This window comes from Sciscionella marina DSM 45152, from assembly GCF_000379465.1.
In the GTDB taxonomy this organism is placed as follows: domain Bacteria; phylum Actinomycetota; class Actinomycetes; order Mycobacteriales; family Pseudonocardiaceae; genus Sciscionella; species Sciscionella marina.
This window is the reverse complement of sequence record NZ_KB905403.1, coordinates 400109-416307: the sequence shown is the minus strand read 5'-3', so window position 1 is coordinate 416307 and position 16199 is coordinate 400109. Positions and strand designations below refer to the sequence as shown.

The 16199-nt window shown below is 69.9% G+C and carries 14 protein-coding genes; 8 read left to right on the top strand and 6 right to left on the bottom strand.

Going from position 1 to position 16199, the window contains the following annotated elements; translation table 11 throughout:
- Complete coding sequence (locus A37U_RS0126680; protein ID WP_020499733.1) at window positions 1-552, bottom strand: PIN domain-containing protein; 552 nt, start codon at window positions 550-552, stop codon at window positions 1-3.
- Window positions 553-882, bottom strand: coding sequence for a helix-turn-helix domain-containing protein (locus A37U_RS0126675; RefSeq protein ID WP_205623020.1), 330 nt, complete (start codon window positions 880-882; stop codon window positions 553-555).
- 229 nt (window positions 883-1111) lie between these two features.
- Between A37U_RS0126675 and A37U_RS0126670 the strand changes: the two genes are divergently transcribed.
- Both A37U_RS0126670 and ald read left to right on the top strand, forming a co-directional pair.
- Complete coding sequence (locus A37U_RS0126670) at window positions 1112-2650, top strand: PucR family transcriptional regulator (protein WP_020499731.1); 1539 nt, start codon at window positions 1112-1114, stop codon at window positions 2648-2650.
- Between the two features lie 126 nt (window positions 2651-2776).
- Entirely contained in the window at window positions 2777-3886 is a 1110-nt protein-coding gene (ald, locus tag A37U_RS0126665; protein ID WP_020499730.1) for an alanine dehydrogenase, read from the top strand.
- On the opposite strand, the gene A37U_RS0126660 is transcribed toward ald, so the two are convergent.
- Together A37U_RS0126660 and A37U_RS0126655 are read right to left on the bottom strand one after the other, a co-directional pair.
- On the bottom strand, window positions 3883-5013 hold the full coding sequence (locus tag A37U_RS0126660) for a nucleotide disphospho-sugar-binding domain-containing protein (RefSeq protein WP_020499729.1): 1131 nt from the start codon (window positions 5011-5013) through the stop codon (window positions 3883-3885). The genes ald and A37U_RS0126660 overlap by 4 nt on opposite strands.
- 85 nt (window positions 5014-5098) lie before the next feature.
- The gene (locus A37U_RS0126655) at window positions 5099-6184 is read right to left on the bottom strand and encodes a nucleotide disphospho-sugar-binding domain-containing protein (RefSeq protein ID WP_020499728.1); all 1086 of its coding nucleotides are present in this window, start codon (window positions 6182-6184) and stop codon (window positions 5099-5101) included.
- 288 nt (window positions 6185-6472) lie between these two features.
- Here A37U_RS0126655 and A37U_RS45405 point away from each other — a divergent pair, with 288 nt between their 5' ends.
- The 3 genes from A37U_RS45405 to A37U_RS0126640 all read left to right on the top strand — a co-directional run bounded on the left by A37U_RS45405 (window position 6473) and on the right by A37U_RS0126640 (window position 12212).
- Window positions 6473-7468, top strand: coding sequence for an ATP-binding cassette domain-containing protein (locus A37U_RS45405; RefSeq protein WP_020499727.1), 996 nt, complete (start codon window positions 6473-6475; stop codon window positions 7466-7468).
- A complete protein-coding gene (locus tag A37U_RS0126645; RefSeq protein ID WP_020499726.1) occupies window positions 7468-8412 on the top strand; it encodes an ABC transporter permease in 945 nt (314 codons plus the stop codon). The genes A37U_RS45405 and A37U_RS0126645 overlap by 1 nt, the downstream gene beginning before the upstream one ends.
- Before the next feature lie 110 nt (window positions 8413-8522).
- Window positions 8523-12212: an ABC transporter ATP-binding protein gene (locus A37U_RS0126640; RefSeq protein ID WP_020499725.1), complete on the top strand. Its 3690-nt coding sequence runs from the start codon at window positions 8523-8525 to the stop codon at window positions 12210-12212.
- Here the strand turns inward: A37U_RS0126640 and A37U_RS0126635 are convergent.
- The gene (locus A37U_RS0126635) at window positions 12205-12435 is read right to left on the bottom strand and encodes a hypothetical protein (RefSeq protein WP_020499724.1); all 231 of its coding nucleotides are present in this window, start codon (window positions 12433-12435) and stop codon (window positions 12205-12207) included. The two genes, A37U_RS0126640 and A37U_RS0126635, sit on opposite strands and share 8 nt — an antisense overlap.
- A gap of 475 nt (window positions 12436-12910) precedes the next feature.
- The gene (locus A37U_RS0126630) at window positions 12911-13792 is read right to left on the bottom strand and encodes an SDR family oxidoreductase (RefSeq protein WP_020499723.1); all 882 of its coding nucleotides are present in this window, start codon (window positions 13790-13792) and stop codon (window positions 12911-12913) included.
- 84 nt (window positions 13793-13876) lie between these two features.
- Between A37U_RS0126630 and A37U_RS0126625 the strand changes: the two genes are divergently transcribed.
- The 3 genes from A37U_RS0126625 to deoC all read left to right on the top strand — a co-directional run bounded on the left by A37U_RS0126625 (window position 13877) and on the right by deoC (window position 16162).
- Window positions 13877-14455, top strand: coding sequence for a TetR/AcrR family transcriptional regulator (locus A37U_RS0126625; protein WP_020499722.1), 579 nt, complete (start codon window positions 13877-13879; stop codon window positions 14453-14455).
- A 68-nt stretch (window positions 14456-14523) separates the two neighbouring features.
- Entirely contained in the window at window positions 14524-15153 is a 630-nt protein-coding gene (locus A37U_RS0126620) for a DUF1707 SHOCT-like domain-containing protein (protein ID WP_020499721.1), read from the top strand.
- 73 nt (window positions 15154-15226) lie between these two features.
- Window positions 15227-16162: a deoxyribose-phosphate aldolase gene (gene deoC / locus A37U_RS0126615; protein WP_020499720.1), complete on the top strand. Its 936-nt coding sequence runs from the start codon at window positions 15227-15229 to the stop codon at window positions 16160-16162.
- Window positions 16163-16199 lie beyond the last annotated feature (37 nt).

Below are 16199 nucleotides of genomic sequence, written 5' to 3'. Positions count from 1 at the left end.
TCAGCGCCGCAGGACCGCCGCCGTCCGCACCGCACCATTTGATTCCAGGTGATCGAGCACGTCGGCGATATCCTCGGGCGGCTGTCGCCGAGTGCTCGCGATCGCCTGCACGGCCAGATGCACGGCGACAGCATCCAGATGGAACTGATCGAGCAGGAAATCATCCGGGTGCTTGGTTTCCACACCCCACGGTGCAAGACAATCGGCCGGGAAATCCTTTCCGTTGAAGGTGACCACGACCTCCGCATGTGCTTTCACTGCGGCGGCGAGCACATGCCGGTCGCCGGGATCCGGGAGCGTGATGGCCTCGATCAACGGCTCGTATCCGGTAACCAGACAATCCCGCACCGCCTTACCCATGAGTTCGCGCGTGCGGGCAAGGCGGTGCGGGTCGAGGTCCGGACGGTTCACCGCGAGATTGCCGAAGGTCTCGTCAAGGATCTGCTCGGTCCACTTGGCCTGCACCAGCCCCGCGATCGCGACCCGGATGAGCAGGTCACGCAGGGTGGATGGATATAGCACGTTGGCGTCGTACACGACAACGAACGGCATTTACAGCAGATCCATGTCTTGCGAAAGTTTGCTCAGCTCATCCGCCGCGTCGAGCCGCTGCGCGCCATCCCGGCGCTGGTAATCGAGCAACGATTCAACATACACCCGGCGATGCGTCCCCACTTTTCGGAACTGGATCTCGCCGGATTCGAGCAGTCCGATCAGAAACGGCCGGGAAACGTTGAGTAGATCCGCGGCCTGCCGTGTGGTGAGCTCGGCGTGCGCGGGCATGACATTGACCGCCTGTCCAGCGGACATCGCGGCGAGCACACGGACGAGCAGATCCATCGCCGGACGTGGAATCGTCACCGGATCCGGTTCGTCCTCCACCCGTACCCTGACGACGTCCTCGCTGTCACCGTGCTCGGACAGCGCATCTCGGACGCGAACGAGAGCCGCCCGTGCGGCCTCCGCATCGCCCTCCCCAGGAAGGGTAGGCATCCCGCTTCGCTGAACCATCACACCTCCAAGCGCAATAAGTGCATTATATGCAACAGGTGCAACAAACGACAAGCAGCCGCGCCCCCGAGAGCGAACCAGCCAGGCATACAGTTCCCCCATGACCACCGTGCAGGGCGTCGTGGACCGGGTCGGGCCGACACTGCTGCACGCCGTCGTCGTCCCGGACGAGGCGGTCGCGGTCACCGATGTCGTGATCGCCGAGCCCGGACGGCACGCGGCGGCGGGTGACCTGTTACTCGGGGTCGCCGCGAACACCGCGAAGGAAGCCACGACCCTCATCCAGATGGCGGGCGAACACAAGGCGGCCGGAGTAGTACTGAAACCGCCGATCGCTTCGAGTGTGCAGCGGGCGGCGCGTTCGGCGGGGGTCGCGCTGATCGAGGTGCACGGGCAGACCGCATGGGCTCAGCTGGTGTGGTTGCTGCGCACGGTGCTCGACGCGGCGGAGTCCGAGAACGACGAGGGGGACGATCCGGCATCGGGCGCGCTCGGTGATCTGTTCCGGCTGGCCGACGCGGTGGCCGCGATGGTGGACGCGCCGGTGACGATCGAGGACGCGAACTCCCGGGTACTCGCCTATTCGGCGCGCCAGGACATCACCGACCCGGCGCGGGTTTCCACGATCATGGGGCGGCGCCAGCCGGACGAGGTGCTGGCGAAGTTCCGTTCGAAGGGCGTGTTCCGCCAGCTCTCCAAGGGCAGCCCGGCGATCTTCGTGCCCGCGCAGGCCGATGGCACGCTGCCGCGGCTGATCGTGCCCATCCGGATGGGCGGCGAACTGCTCGGTTCGATGTGGGCGGTGGTGCGGGAACGGGTTTCCGATGAGCGCTCCGCGGCCTTCGCGGACGCGGGCCCGGTCGTCGCGCTGCACCTGCTGCGCCGCCGTGCGCGCACCGATGCGCAACGCCGCCGGTTCGCCGAGACGCTGCGCGGGCTACTCGACGGCACCGGTTCACCCCGGCTCGCGGTCGCCGAACTGGGCCTGCCCGATGCACCGCACCGCGTGGTGGCGATCGACGCCGCGGGGCGCGCGCCATCCGGTGAGGTGGACGCGGAAGGGGTGCGGCTGGCGCTGTTCGACCGCATCACGACCGGGTTCTCCCGGCTGCGCGCGGTCGCCGAACTGGACGGTGTGCTGTACGCGGTCGTGGGCAAGGACAGCTGGCCGAAGTTCGCGGAAACCCTGACCGCGCACGACATGCCGCCACTGGTCGCGGCGGGTTCCGCGACCGAGATCGGGGCACTCGCCGCCTCGCGGGCCGAGGCCGACGAGACGCTGCTGTTGTTGCGCGCCGGGCTGCTCGAGGGCCACAGCGCCGCCTATGAGCAGGCGTGGACGGTGCTCGCGCTGCACCGTGCCGCCGCGGCCGCCGGTTCCGCCGGGGTCGCCGAACTGGGCCCGATTCCGGTGCTGCGCAAGGCCGATGAGGACGGCACCAGTTGCTATGTGGACACCCTCTACGCGTGGCTGCGCCATCCGGGCGATCCGCGCGCGGCGGCCGAGGAGCTGCGGATCCATCCGAACACCCTGCGGTACCGGATCCGCAGGATCGTCGAACTGACCGGAGTGAGCCTGGAGGAGCCCGATATCCGGATGGCGCTGCTTGTACAGCTAGTGACACTACGCTGGGTATAAATTGTGCTGATGAGACAAAGCAATCCGCGCGATTTGGTCTCAAGGGCACGATGACATGGGCCAAATGGGGCAGCATTGTGGTACGTGGCACGGGGGAGCACGTACGCACAGTGAGATGGAGCTGCTATGAAGATCGCGGTCCCCAAGGAGATCAAGAACAACGAGTACCGGGTGGCGCTCACGCCGGCCGGTGCGCATGAGCTGACCGAGCACGGCCACGAGGTGTTCGTGGAGACCGACGCCGGTATCGGTTCGGCCATCGCGGACGAGGACTACCTCGCCGCGGGCGCCAAGATCCTGCAGACCGCCGAGGACGTGTGGGCCGAGGGCGAGCTGGTGCTCAAGGTCAAGGAGCCCATCGCCGAGGAGTACCCGCGGCTGCGTTCCGGGCAGACCCTGTTCACCTACCTGCATCTGGCCGCGGACAAGGCGCTCACCGAGGCGCTGCTGGCCTCGGGCACCACCGCGATCGCCTACGAGACCGTGCAGCTGCCGAACCGCTCGCTTCCGCTGCTCGCCCCGATGTCCGAGGTGGCCGGCCGGCTCGCCCCGCAGGTCGGCGCGTACTCGCTGATGAAGCCCTCCGGCGGGCGCGGTGTGCTACCCGGCGGGGTCCCCGGCGTGCTCCCGGCCAAGGTCGTCGTGATCGGCGGCGGCGTCTCCGGGCTGAACGCCGCGCGCATCGCCGCGGGCATGGGCGCGGACGTGACCGTGCTGGACACCAACGTGGACCGGCTGCGCCAGATCGACGAGACCCACCCGCAGCTCAAGACCCTCAGCTCGAACGCGCTGCACCTTGCCGAGGCGGTCACCAGCGCGGACATGGTCATCGGCGCGGTGCTGGTGCCGGGCGCGAAGGCCCCGAAGCTGGTCTCGAACGAACTCGTCAGCCGGATGAAGCCGGGCGCTGTCCTGGTGGACATCGCCATCGACCAGGGCGGCTGCTTCGCCGACTCGCGGGCCACCACGCACGACGACCCGACCTTCGCGGTGCACGACACGGTGTTCTACTGCGTGGCCAACATGCCCGGCGCCGTGCCGAACACCTCCACCTACGCGCTGACCAACGTCACGCTGCCGTACGCGGTCTCGATCGCCGACAAGGGCTGGCACTCCGCGCTGGCCGCGGATCCGGCGCTCGCGCTCGGCCTGAACACCCACGACGGCAAGCTGACCAACGGCCCGGTCGCCGAGGCGCACGGCCTCGCGCACACCGAGCTGGCCACCGTCGTCTAGAGCGTTTCCAACAACGCGGGGAGCTCGCCGAGCGGTCGCAGCCCGGCGAGCTCTTTCGCGAAATCGCGCGCCGCACCGCGCAGCGATTCGTCACCGAGCAATTCGCGCACCCGTTGCCCGGTGATCTCCCCGAGCCGGTCCTGTTCGAGCACTGCCCCGGAACCGGCCTTGGTCACCAGGTTCGCGTTCACGTGATGGTCCATCCCGTGCGGCAGCACCAGCTGCGGAACCCCGGCGGCCAGCGTGGTGCACGTGGTGCCCGCCCCGCCGTGATGGATGGCGAGCGAACAGCCGTCCAGTACCCGGGAGAGCGGTACCCAAGGCACCTGCCGCACGTTGTCCGGCAGCGGACCGAGTTCGGCGAGATCGGTGTTCCCGAGCGCGAACACGAACTCGGCATCGACCTCGTGCGCGGCCCGCACCACCTGGCCGAGACCGGAAACCCCGGACAGTTCGGGAAGCACCGAGCCGAGCGTGACCAGGATCCGCGGGCGGCCCGGATCCTCCTCCAGCCATTCCGGAAGCACCGCCCCGCCGTTGTACGGCAGATAGCGAAACTCCCAGCCGGGATCGGGATCGGCGAGCAGCCGCGGCGGCATCAGATCGAGACAGGCGTCGGGAGTCCGCTGCTCCGCGCCGTATTCGGCATAGCGTTCCCCGAGCGCCTCGGCGACCGCGAGCGGGTACGCGCGCCCGGCATTGTCCGCCGAGATCGCGTGGCACACCGCGGGCACCCCGAGGCATGCGGCCGCGAGCGGTCCCGCCCCCTCGGCCGTCTCGTGCACGATCACATCCGGGCGCCAGCGCTTCGCGAACGCCACGGTGCGCGCCACGGCGGGTTCGCTCACGTGCCCGAACAGCTTGCCCGGGACCGCATCCTGGTCACCGGTGCGCTTGTCGACCGGCACGCGCAGCTCCGGATAGCGCGCGAAGAACGACTGGAACTGCTGGAACGGCACCACCCCGGGCGCGCTGTCCACCACGGGCAGCCCGGCGGCGGCGAGCTGATCGGTGACCCCGTAAACGGCGAACGTGACCTCGTGACCGGCCGCGCGGGCCGCCCATGCCGAGGACACCAGCGGGTAGGCATGCCCGATCCCGGGCGCGGACGTGAACAGCAGACGCAAGGGAGTTCTCCTCGTCGATGGCTTTCGGTGAGTCAGGTCGTTTCCTCAGCGGTACAGCCGCGCAGGCCCTGTCACGACAGTTCTCTCAGAGCAGGTTCGCGAACTGGTCGACGAGGGTGCTCGGCGCGGGCTGCGCATGCAGTTCCGCGGCCAGCCGCCCGGCCCCCGCACGAAGGGGTTCCTCGCTGAGCAGGCGGTTCAGCAGGGCGGCGTCCACCTTGTCCCCCTCGGCCACCAGCGCGGCACCGCAGCCGTCCAGTAGTTCGGCGTTCCGGAACTGGTCGGCGCCCTGCGGAATGATCACCGAGGGCAATCCGGCATCGAGCACCGCGAGAGTCGTACCCGAACCACCGTGGTGGACCGCGGCCGCGCAGCTGGGCAGCAGCTGGTTGAGCGGGAGCCAGTCGACCGCGCGGGCGTTCGGCGGCAGCCCGCCGACCTCCGCGCCGTCCAGGGCGAGCACGAACTCGGCGTCCACCGAACCCATCGCGGTGAGCAGCCCGTCGAGCGCGCCGAGCCCGGCCATCGCGGGCAACACCGAGCCGAGGGTGACGGCGATGCGCGGACGCTCCGGCGGTTCGAGCAGCCACTCGGGCAACCGCGCGCCGCCGTTGTACGCGACCGGACGTATCCGCGCGACCTCCCGGGGTTCCGGTTCGAGGCTGGCCGCCGTGATCGCCACGGTCAGCGCGGGCTCGGCATAACGCACGCCGTACCGGGAGTAGGCGTCACCCAGCCCCTCCGCGATGCGTACTCGCAGCGCGGCCGGGAGCGGGGCGAAGGAGAACTCGTGGTTCACCGCGGGCACCCCGAGCACCGCGGCGAGCAACGGTCCGGCGCCCTGCATCCCGGAGTACACGACCAGATCGGGGTGCCAGCGGCGGCCGAGCTCGACGGCGCTGTCCACGACCTCCGCGCTCACCCGCGCGAACAGTCCGCCCGCGATGTCCAGGGGCGTCGCGTCCGGTGGTGGCGCGTACCCGCCGAACACCTCCGCGAAGTTCACCCCCTCCGCGGTGTCCACCGCGGGCAGCCCGGCGGCGGCGACCCGGTCCGCGGCCCCACCGGCGGCGAACAGCACCTCGTGGCCCGCGGAGCGCAACGCCCACGCGGTCGGTACGAGCGGAAAATTGTGGCCGAGGCCGGGAGAGGTCACGAACAGTGCGCGCATGCGGACAAGGTAGCGCGCGGGCCGGACAGGAATCACGTGAAATAACCTGAAACAAAAGGGCGACCCGCTCTACCAGCCTGGGGGTCGCCGGGAGCGGGTCGCACCACCAAGCTTAAGCCAGACCTAAGCGTTACGCCAACCGGGGGGTGGTGGCTTCCGTCACTTGGCTGTTTTCCGGCCCACGGCGCCCCCACACTCGGGCAAGATCGGCGCTGTTGGATGATCGGGCGCAGGCGCATAGAACGGACCGGCGCACAACGAGCAGCACGGAAGAACGGAGTGCTTAGCGTGCACGACCGCAGCGGCCGGATCGTGGTTTCCGGCCTCAGCAAGCAGTTCGGCCCGGTCACGGCTGTCTCGAACCTGAGCTTCGCCGTCGAGCCCGGTTCGGTGACCGGGTTCCTCGGACCGAACGGTTCCGGGAAGACGACGACCCTGCGCATGATCCTCGGCCTCGTCCGTCCCTCGCAGGGGATCTCGACCATCAACGGGGTCGGTTTCGAACAGCTCGAGGAGCCGGGCAGGGTGGTCGGCGCGGTACTCGACGCGCAGGGCTTCCACCCCAAACGCACCGCGCGCAACCATCTGCTGGTGTACACCGCGGCGATGGGGATCCCCGATCACCGCGCCGAGGAGGTACTCGGGCTCGTCGGGCTCGGGGTGGCCGCGGACCGGATGGCGGGCACCTTCTCGCTCGGTATGAAACAGCGGCTCGCCCTGGCGACGGCCCTGCTCGGCGATCCGCAGGTGCTGGTGCTCGACGAACCGGCGAACGGGCTCGACCCGGAGGGCATCGCCTGGCTGCGGTCCTTCCTGCAGGCGTACGCGCGTGGCGGGCGCACCGTGCTGATCTCCAGCCACATCCTCGCCGAGGTCGAACAGCTCATCGACCACGCGGTGATCATCTCCCGCGGCCAGACCATGTTCAACGGGCCGCTCGCGCAGTTGCGCGGGCAGCAGCGCAGCCGGGTGCTGGTCCGGGCCGCGGATAACGCGCGGCTCGCCGACGCCCTGCGCGCGGAAGGCTTCACCGACCTGCAGGCCACCCAGGACGGACGCATCTCGGTGGCCGCGGGGATCCAGCAGGTCGGCGATATCGCGGCCAAGATCGGCGTGGCCACCTACGGCATGGAAGAGCAGCGGACCAGCCTGGAGCAGCTGTTCTTCCAGCTCACCAGTGGCCAGTTCGCGGCACCCCCGCCACCGGGCTGGGGCCCGCAGCAGCCGCAGCAGGGCTACTACCAACAGCAAGGCTACCCACCGAACCAGGGCGGATACCGCTGATGACTTACTACCAGCAGCAGGCATACCCACCGGCAGGCGCGCCGAAGGTGAAACTGTTCGCGCCCACCCTGCCGAAGGCCGAACTGCGCAAGTTCACCACGACCAGCGTGTGGTGGGGACTGCTCATCCCGACCGTGCTGCTCGCGCTCGGCTGGTCGTGGATCGCCACCTCGTTCGTCAGCTTCATCACCGATCGCGTCGTCGAGGGCACCCGTTCGCTCGGGGTGAGCGCGGACATTCCGGATCTGCCGTTCGCCTCCTTCGCGCTCGCCCGCGCGATCAACATCTCCACGATCTTCCCGATCGTGCTCGGCGGGCTCGCCATGGCGAACGAGGTCCAGCGGCGCACGATGACCACCTCGTACCTGACCGCGCCCAGCCGGGTCTCCGTGCTGACCGCGAAGTTCGGTTTCTACGCGGTGGTCGGTGCGGCCTACGGCGTGGTGGTCACCGGGATCTCCAGCCTCGGCATCTGGCTCGGCTCGGTCACCGGCGGGCACACCCAGTTCCTGCCCAGCCCCGGAGTGTGGCTCGGCATCGTGGGCGCCGGGATCCTGTCCACCATGCTGTGGACCCTGCTCGGGGTCGGGGTCGGCGCGCTGCTCGGCAACGTCATCGCGACCACGCTCGTGCTGCTGCTCTACACGCTGCTCGCGGAGAACCTGCTCAACCTGGCGGTCGTGCGGATCGGCGATCACGTGCCCGGGTTCCTGATCAACCAGTCCGGCAGCGGGATCGTGTCCAGTATCGCGGCCGATGACGTCACCTCGCGGATCACCGATCTGCCACCGCGGCTGTCCGAGGGGATGACCGAGGTGATGCGGTTCGCCGCGGGTGCGGGCGGCACCTACAGCTGGTGGATCGAGGCGCTCATCTTCCTGGTGTGGACGCTGATCTTCGCCGGTCTCGGCTGGTTCGTGGCGCAGCGCAGGGACGTGTCCTAGCAAGCGACTCCGAGGTGCGCTGCAACGCGGAGGTACTCCGCCGACGTCGCAGCGCAGGGACGTATCGTAATTCGGCGGCTTCTGTCGGTGGACCGACGTAACCTGGTTCGGTGCCCGACTCAACCACCACCACAGCACGCCGCGGCTGGATCCGCAGACTGGCCGCGGAGTGCTTCGCCCATCGCGGCCTCGCCGTCCTCGTCCTCGTCTCCGCCGTATTCGGCACCGGACTGGAGGCAGCGGGCCCACTCCTGACGAAGGTCGGCATCGACGACGCGGTCGCCGGGCACACCGGCAATATGCCGGTGCTCGTGCTCGCCCTGCTCGTGCTCGCCGCGATCCGGTTCGTCGCCGCCTATGTGCGCCGGTACTTCGCGGGCAAGCTCGCGCTCGACGTCCAGCACTCGCTGCGCCGCTCGGTGTTCACCAGCGTGCAGCGCCTGGACGGGGCCAAGCAGGACCAGTTGCGCACCGGCCAGGTGGTCTCCAGGGCGAACAGCGATCTGCAGCTGGTGCAGGGCCTGCTTTCCATGGCCCCGCTGTCCATCGGCACGGTGGCGCTCACCCTCGCCTCGCTGGTGGCGATGCTCTACCTCTCCCCGCTGCTGACGGTGATCGCGCTGGTCATCGTGCCCGCGCTGGCGATCGTGGCCGGGCGTTCGCGCAAACGGCTGTTCCCCGCCACCTGGTCGGCTCAGCAGCGCGCGGCCGAGATCGCCCAGCACGTCGAGGAGACGGTGACCGGGGTGCGTGTGGTGAAGGGCTTCGGCCAGGAACGGCGCGAGACCCGGAGCATGCGCGAACGGGCGGGCGTGTTGTTCGCCGAACGCATGCGCGCGGCCAAGCTCCAGTCGGTGCCGACCGCCACCCTGTCCGCGCTGCCCGCGCTCGGCCAGGTGGCGGTGCTTGCGCTCGGCGGGATCCTGGCCCTGCGCGGGGAGATCAGCCTCGGCACCTTCCTCGCGTTCTCCAGCTACCTTGCCACCCTCGTCGGCCCGGCACGGTTGCTCGCCGGGCTCGTGGTGATGGGCCAGCTGGTGCGCTCGGCCGCGGAACGCGTCTACGACCTGGTGGACTCGCAGCCGGAGATCACCGACGATCCGGAGGCCGTGGATGTGCCCGGGGGTCCGGTGCGCGTGCAGCTGGACACGGTGCGGTTCGGGTACAGCCGCGAGGAACCGGTGCTCGACGGGGTGAGCCTTGCGGTGGAGCCCGGCGAGACGGTCGCGCTCATCGGCACCTCGGGTTCCGGGAAATCCACGGTCTCGCTGCTGCTTCCCCGGTTCTACGAGGTGCAGGACGGGGCGATCACCGTGGCGGGCCACGACATCCGCTCGCTGCGGCTGGCCTCGCTGCGCAGCACGATCGGCGTGGTGTTCGAGGACGCGTTCCTGTTCTCCACCTCGGTGCGGGACAACATCGCCTACGGGCGCCCGGACGCGACCGATGAGCAGGTGCGCGCCGCCGCCCAGGCCGCCGAGGCGGACGGGTTCATCGAAGCACTCCCCGAGGGCTACGACACCACGGTCGGCGAGCGCGGGCTCACCCTGTCCGGCGGGCAGCGCCAGCGCATCGCACTGGCCCGCGCGCTGCTCTCCGATCCCCGGGTGCTCGTGCTGGACGACGCCACCTCCGCGGTGGACACGGCGACCGAGGCGGCCATCCACGAAACGCTGCGCCAGGTCACCGCGCAGCGCACCACGATCCTGATCGCGCACCGCCGCTCCACACTGCACCTCGCGGACCGGATCGCGGTGCTCGACGAGGGCAGGCTGGTGGACATCGGCACCGAGGACGAACTGACCGAGCGCTGCCCGCTGTACACCGCGCTGCTCTCCGGGGACACCGACAGCATCGAGGAACCGGTCGGCGAACTCGACCAGGCCGATGGCGACTACACGCCCGCGCTGTGGCAGCAGGCGGCGCGGAGTTCCGGGGAATCGGAGGCCGCGCAGCGCACCACGACCGGCGAGATGTTCACCCCGACCCCGGAACTGCTCGACGCGGTGGAGGCGCTGCCCCCGGCGACCGAGAAACCGCGCACCAAGGACGATCCGCTCGTCCCGTTCCCGAGGTTCTCGCTGCGCGCGCTGCTCGGACCGGTCCGGGTCATGCTGTTCGTCGCGCTCGGCCTGGTCGCGCTGGACGCGCTGGCCACCATCGTGGTCCCGCTGCTCGTGCGCACCGGGATCGACTCCGGGGTCAGCGCGCGCGTGCCCTCGGTGGTGCTCGCCATGGCCGGGATCGCCGCGGGGATCGTGATCGTGGACTGGATCGTGCTGCGCATGCAGACCGTGATCACCGCACGGTCCGGGGAATCCGTGCTCTACGGGCTCCGGGTGCGCAGCTACGCGCATCTGCAGCGGCTCGGCCTCGACTTCTACGAGCGCGAGCTCGGCGGCCGGATCATGACCAGGATGACCACCGATGTGGACGCGCTGTCCACCTTCGTGCAGACCGGTCTGGTCACCGCGGTGGTCAGCCTGGTCACCGTGCTCGGCATGGCGGTGGCGATGCTGGTGATCGATCCCGCGCTGGCCCTGATCGCGCTGTCCGTGCTGCCGGTGCTGATCATCGCCACCGCGGTGTTCCGGCACTATTCCTCGGCCGCGTACACCAAGGCCCGGGAGAAGATCAGCGAGGTCAACGCGGATCTGCAGGAGAACGTCTCCGGAATGCGAGTGGCACAGGCGAACACCCGTGAGGAACGCTCGGCCGAACACTTCATCTCGCTGTCCGACTCCTACCGGCGCACCCGGCTGCGCGCCCAGCGCTACATCGCGCTGTACTTCCCGTTCGTCACCTTCCTCTCGGAGTTCGCCCAGGCACTGGTGCTCGGCTTCGGCGCCACCTGGGTGGCCGGTGGCGGGCTCGCGCCCGGGGTGCTCGTGGCCTTCCTGCTCTACCTCGGCCAGTTCTTCGCGCCGATCCAGCAGCTGTCCAATGTGTTCGACGGGTACCAGCAGGCCGCGGTCGGATTGCGCCGCATCGGGGAGCTGCTGGGCACCCCGAGTTCGCTGCGCGAGACCGAACATCCGGTCGAGGTGCCCGCCAAGCTGCGCGGCGAGGTTTCCTGCCGGGACCTCGGCTACACCTACACCGAGGCGCCCGAACCCGCGCTCGCGGATGTGCGGGTGGACATCCCGGCCGGGAACAGCGTCGCCCTCGTCGGCGCCACGGGTGCGGGGAAATCCACCCTGGTCAAACTGCTCGCGCGGTTCTACGACCCGACCGAGGGAGCGGTGCTCGTGGACGGGGTCCCGGTCGGCGACTATGAACTGTCCGGGTACCGCGGCAGGCTCGGCGTCGTCCCACAGGAGGCGCACCTGTTCACCGGAACCATCGCGGACAACATCCGCTACGGCCGCCCCTCGGCCGGCGATGTGGAGGTCGAGCGCGCCGCCCGCGCGGTCGGGGCGCTGAACATGATCGCCTCGCTGCGCGGCGGGTTCACCCATGTCGTCGGCGAACGCGGACAGGGGCTCTCCGCCGGGCAGCGTCAGCTCATCGCGCTCGCCCGCGCCGAGCTCGTGGATCCCGATCTGCTGCTGCTCGACGAGGCCACCGCGGCACTCGATCCGAGCACCGAAGCCACCGTGCTCGAGGCCAGCGAACGCCTCGCCAACCGGCGCACCACGGTCATCGTCGCGCACCGGCTGGCCACCGCGGCACGCGCGGATCAGATCCTGGTGCTCGACGGCGGGCGGATCATCGAGCGCGGCACGCACACCGAACTGCTCGACACGGACGGCTCCTACGCCCGGCTCTGGCGGCACGGCGCCACCGAACCGGTCAGCTGAGGGAGTTCACCGAGTACGGCGCGCAGACCGGGGTGCAGACCGAACGGGTGCGCGCGGCGCGGAACCGGCCGTTCCGGTGACCACCTCCCTCGGGTGGAAGCCCGGCCAGCTGATCCGGCATCTCGGCGTGGCACACCTGGGTGGAGGCACCGTGCGCATCAGGGCACGAGAATCGCTGTCCGAGGACGACTTCGCGTAACGCGACCTCACCGCGTTCGTACACGAGGACGTCGCGGCGCTCGATCCCTGGCTGGCCGAAGACGCGGAGTGGCTCACCGAAAACCCCTGCTGGAGGCAGGACCGGAAAGCCCGGTGTGGGTCCCCATTCCCGGACCGCTCAGGACCGCCGCGTTCGTCGCCCGTCGCATGGCCTTCGAGATCCTGATCCACGGCGCCGACGCACTGCTCGCCCTCGGGCACCCGTTCACCCCCGCAACAAAGGTCGCCGCCGGGGCACTGGAGAAATGGCTCGAATTGATCACCTATCCGTTTCGGCTGGAACGCAGCTCCGGACCCCGTGCGCGAGGGGCGGGCCCGCGCCCGTCGGCCTGCACGGCCCGATCACCGAGCTCCTGCTCTACCGCCGACGCCCGACCGAGCGCGTCGGAGTGCCCGGTGACCAGGCATTTTTCGAGCGCTGACCGGATCTCCTCCCCTCCGACCGAGCGACTGCCAGGACACGGCGCGCCGAAACCTGGTCAGGCTCGGACGTTCGCCAGGTCCTCCAACAGGCTCGGCTGCTTCGGCCGCCAGCCGAGTGCCTGCCGAGTGTGGGCGCCGGACGAGGGCTGATCGATCGCGAAGATCGGCCCGAGGGGGCCGTAGGTCTGCTCGGGCACCGATTCGACCGGCAGGCCCAGCTGCCGGCCGATGGCCGCGGCGATGTCCCGAACCGTATCGCCCTCATCAGCCACCGCGTGCCAGGAAGTACCGGCTTCCGCCCGCTCCAGGGCGAGCCGGAACAGGACCGCGGCGTCGAGCGCGTGCACCGCGGGCCAACGCTGGGTGCCGTCGCCTGGATAACCGGACACTCCGCTCTGGCGTGCGATGTTGGTCAGCACTCCGGCGAACCCGCCCGCACCCTGGTTGTGCACCGTGCGCGGCAGCCGTACAGCGGTGCTCCGAACCCCGCGTGCAGCCAGACCGAGGGCCGCCGTCACCGCGCGCCCACGGCCACCGACCGGCCCGTCGGTCATCGCCGGGTCCGCCTCGGTGGACACGCGACCCGGCACGGCGGGAGTGCCGGAGACGGTGACGAAGGGGCGGTCGCTGCCGACGAGTTCCTCGCCGAGGGCCGCGATGGCCGCGCTTTCCTCCGCGACCACCTTGGCCAGGGCATCGGCGCTGCTGAAGTCGTTACCGAAGGCCAGGTGGAGCACCCCATCGGCCGCGGCGGCGCCGGAACGCAGGACATCCAGATCGGCGAGGGCTCCCCGGAGCGGCTCGGCACCTGCCGCCTCGGCAGCCGCCGCGGAAGCATCGGAACGGACGAGCGCGAGGACGGTGTGGCCATTGCCGAGCAGTTCGGCGACGACGGTGGACCCGATCAGACCGGTGCCGCCGGTGACGAAGACGTGCATGGAGTTCCCCCTCAAGTGATGGGACTTTTATCCCGTCACAATAGCAAGCGACGGCACAAAAGTCCCGTCGCTTATGATGGCCCCATGGGCCGCTGGGAACCGGGAGCGCGCGAACGCCTTGTCACCGCCGCCGTCGATCTGTTCACCGAGCAGGGCTACGACGCCACTACGGTCACCCAGATCGCCGAGCGCGCCGGGGTCACGAAAAGCACCTTCTTCCGGCACTTCCCCGACAAGCGCGAGCTGCTGGTGGCCGGACAGGAGACGCTGAGCCGGCTGCTGACCGAGGGGATCGCCGAGGCGCCCGCTGATGCCGGCCCACTCGAGGCGGTCGCCGCCGGCCTCGAGCGCGCCTCGACCGCGATGGGGCCCGAGAGCCGCGAACTCGCCCCTCGCCTGAAGGCAGCCGTCGCTGCCAGCACCGAACTTCAACAGCGGGACGCCCTCAAGAGCGTCAGCCTCGCGGCCGCGATGACGGCAGCCCTTGTCGCTCGCGGGACGCCCGATCCGATCGCTGCCCTCGCAAGCGAGCTGGGCCTCCTCGCCTTCAAACGCGGATACGCCGAGTGGTCCGAGGCTGACCGTGGCATCGGTGGGGAACTCGCCGAGCACCTCCTCGCGGCCCTTGCAGAGCTGCGGTCGGCGAGCGCCTCACTGAGCTGACCGCGCATGGCGCGGTCTCTCTGACCCGAACGGGTCCGTGGCCTGGCCCCACGTACTACCCTGGGCACGTGGCGGATGAACTGGAGAAACGCGAGCCGAACGGGATGCGTGCCTCGGACGCGGACCGGGAGAAGGTCGCGCAGGCACTGCACAAGGCGATGGCGGACGGCCGGATCGACGTTTCCGAACTGGACGAACGACTGGCCACGGTGTACCAGGCGAAGACCATCGGGGAGCTGACCCCGGTTACCGCGGATCTGCCGATCGAGTCCCCGCTGGCCGCGCAGCATCAGCCCGCGCTGCCGGACCGGAGCGGGGGCACACCCGGTTCGCAGGTCTCGGTCGGCGTGCTGAGCGGCTTCGAGCGCAAGGGGGCATGGACGGTTCCGCCGACCCACACGGCGGTGGCGTTCATGGGCGGCGGGGAGCTGGACCTGTCCCAGGCGAAGTTCTCCGCGGCGCACACCACGATCACCTGTGTCGCGTTCATGGGCGGGATCGAGGTGCGGGTGCCCGAGGATGTGAACGTGCACGTCAACGGGATCGGGTTCATGGGGGCCTTCGACAACAAGATCCACGAGCCGGACGCGGGCGACGGCCGCCCGACGGTGAAGATCACCGGGCTCGCGTTCATGGGCGGGGTGGAAGTGAAGCGTCCGAAACGCCGCGAGCGCGACCGGGACGAGCTCGAAACGTGACCGGGCTTGCGAGGTCACCATCGGGCACAGCACTGCCGGTCACTGGACCGACGAGCATCGGCGAGGAGGTTCGGTGACAGCTCTGGAAGACATCACCCGGGACGAGGCGAGCCTGACCAGGTTCCTGCACGGGCTTCCCGGGGTGGACGCGGTCGGGCTCGAGCAGCGCGCCGCGGGCTTGGCCACCCGAAGCATCAAGAAGGCGAGCAAGCGCACCGCGATCGACCTGGCCATCTCGATGGTGGACCTGACGACGCTGGAGGGCGCGGACACCGCGGGCAAGGTGCGCACCCTGTGCGCGAAGGCGCGCCGCCCGGATCCGGACTATCCGGAGGTGCCGAGCGTGGGCGCGGTCTGCGTGTACCCGGATCTCGCCGGGCTCGCGGTCGGCGAACTCGAGGGCACCGGCGTCGGCGTGGCCTCGGTGGCCACGGCGTTTCCCGCGGGCCGCGCGGCGCGGGCGGTCAAGCTCGCCGATGTGGCCACGGCGGTGGAGGCCGGCGCGAGCGAGGTGGACATGGTGATCGACCGCGGCGCCTTCCTCTCCGGGAACTACGGGCTGGTGTTCGAGGAGATCCGCGAGGTGAAGCGGGCCTGCGGGACGGCACATCTGAAGGTGATCCTGGAGACCGGCGAGCTGGCCACCTACGACAATGCGCGCCGCGCGTCCTGGCTGGCGCTGCTGGCCGGGGCGGATTTCGTGAAGACCTCCACCGGCAAGGTCTCGCCCGCGGCGACCCTGCCGGTCACCCACGTGCTGTTGCAGGCGGTCGCCGACTGGCACGCGCTCACCGGGCAGCTGCGCGGGGTGAAGCCGGCGGGCGGGATCCGGGACACCAAGACCGCGATCCGCTACCTGGTCGCGGTGCGCGAGGTCGCCGGGGAGCAGTGGCTCGATCCCGCCCTGTTCCGCTTCGGTGCCTCCAGCCTGCTCAACGATCTGCTCATGCAGCGGCGCACCCAGTTCGACGGGCACTACAGCGGCCCCGACTATGTGACGGTGGACTAGCGAAGGTGACGATCGAGTGAGCATCGCAGCGAGCGAG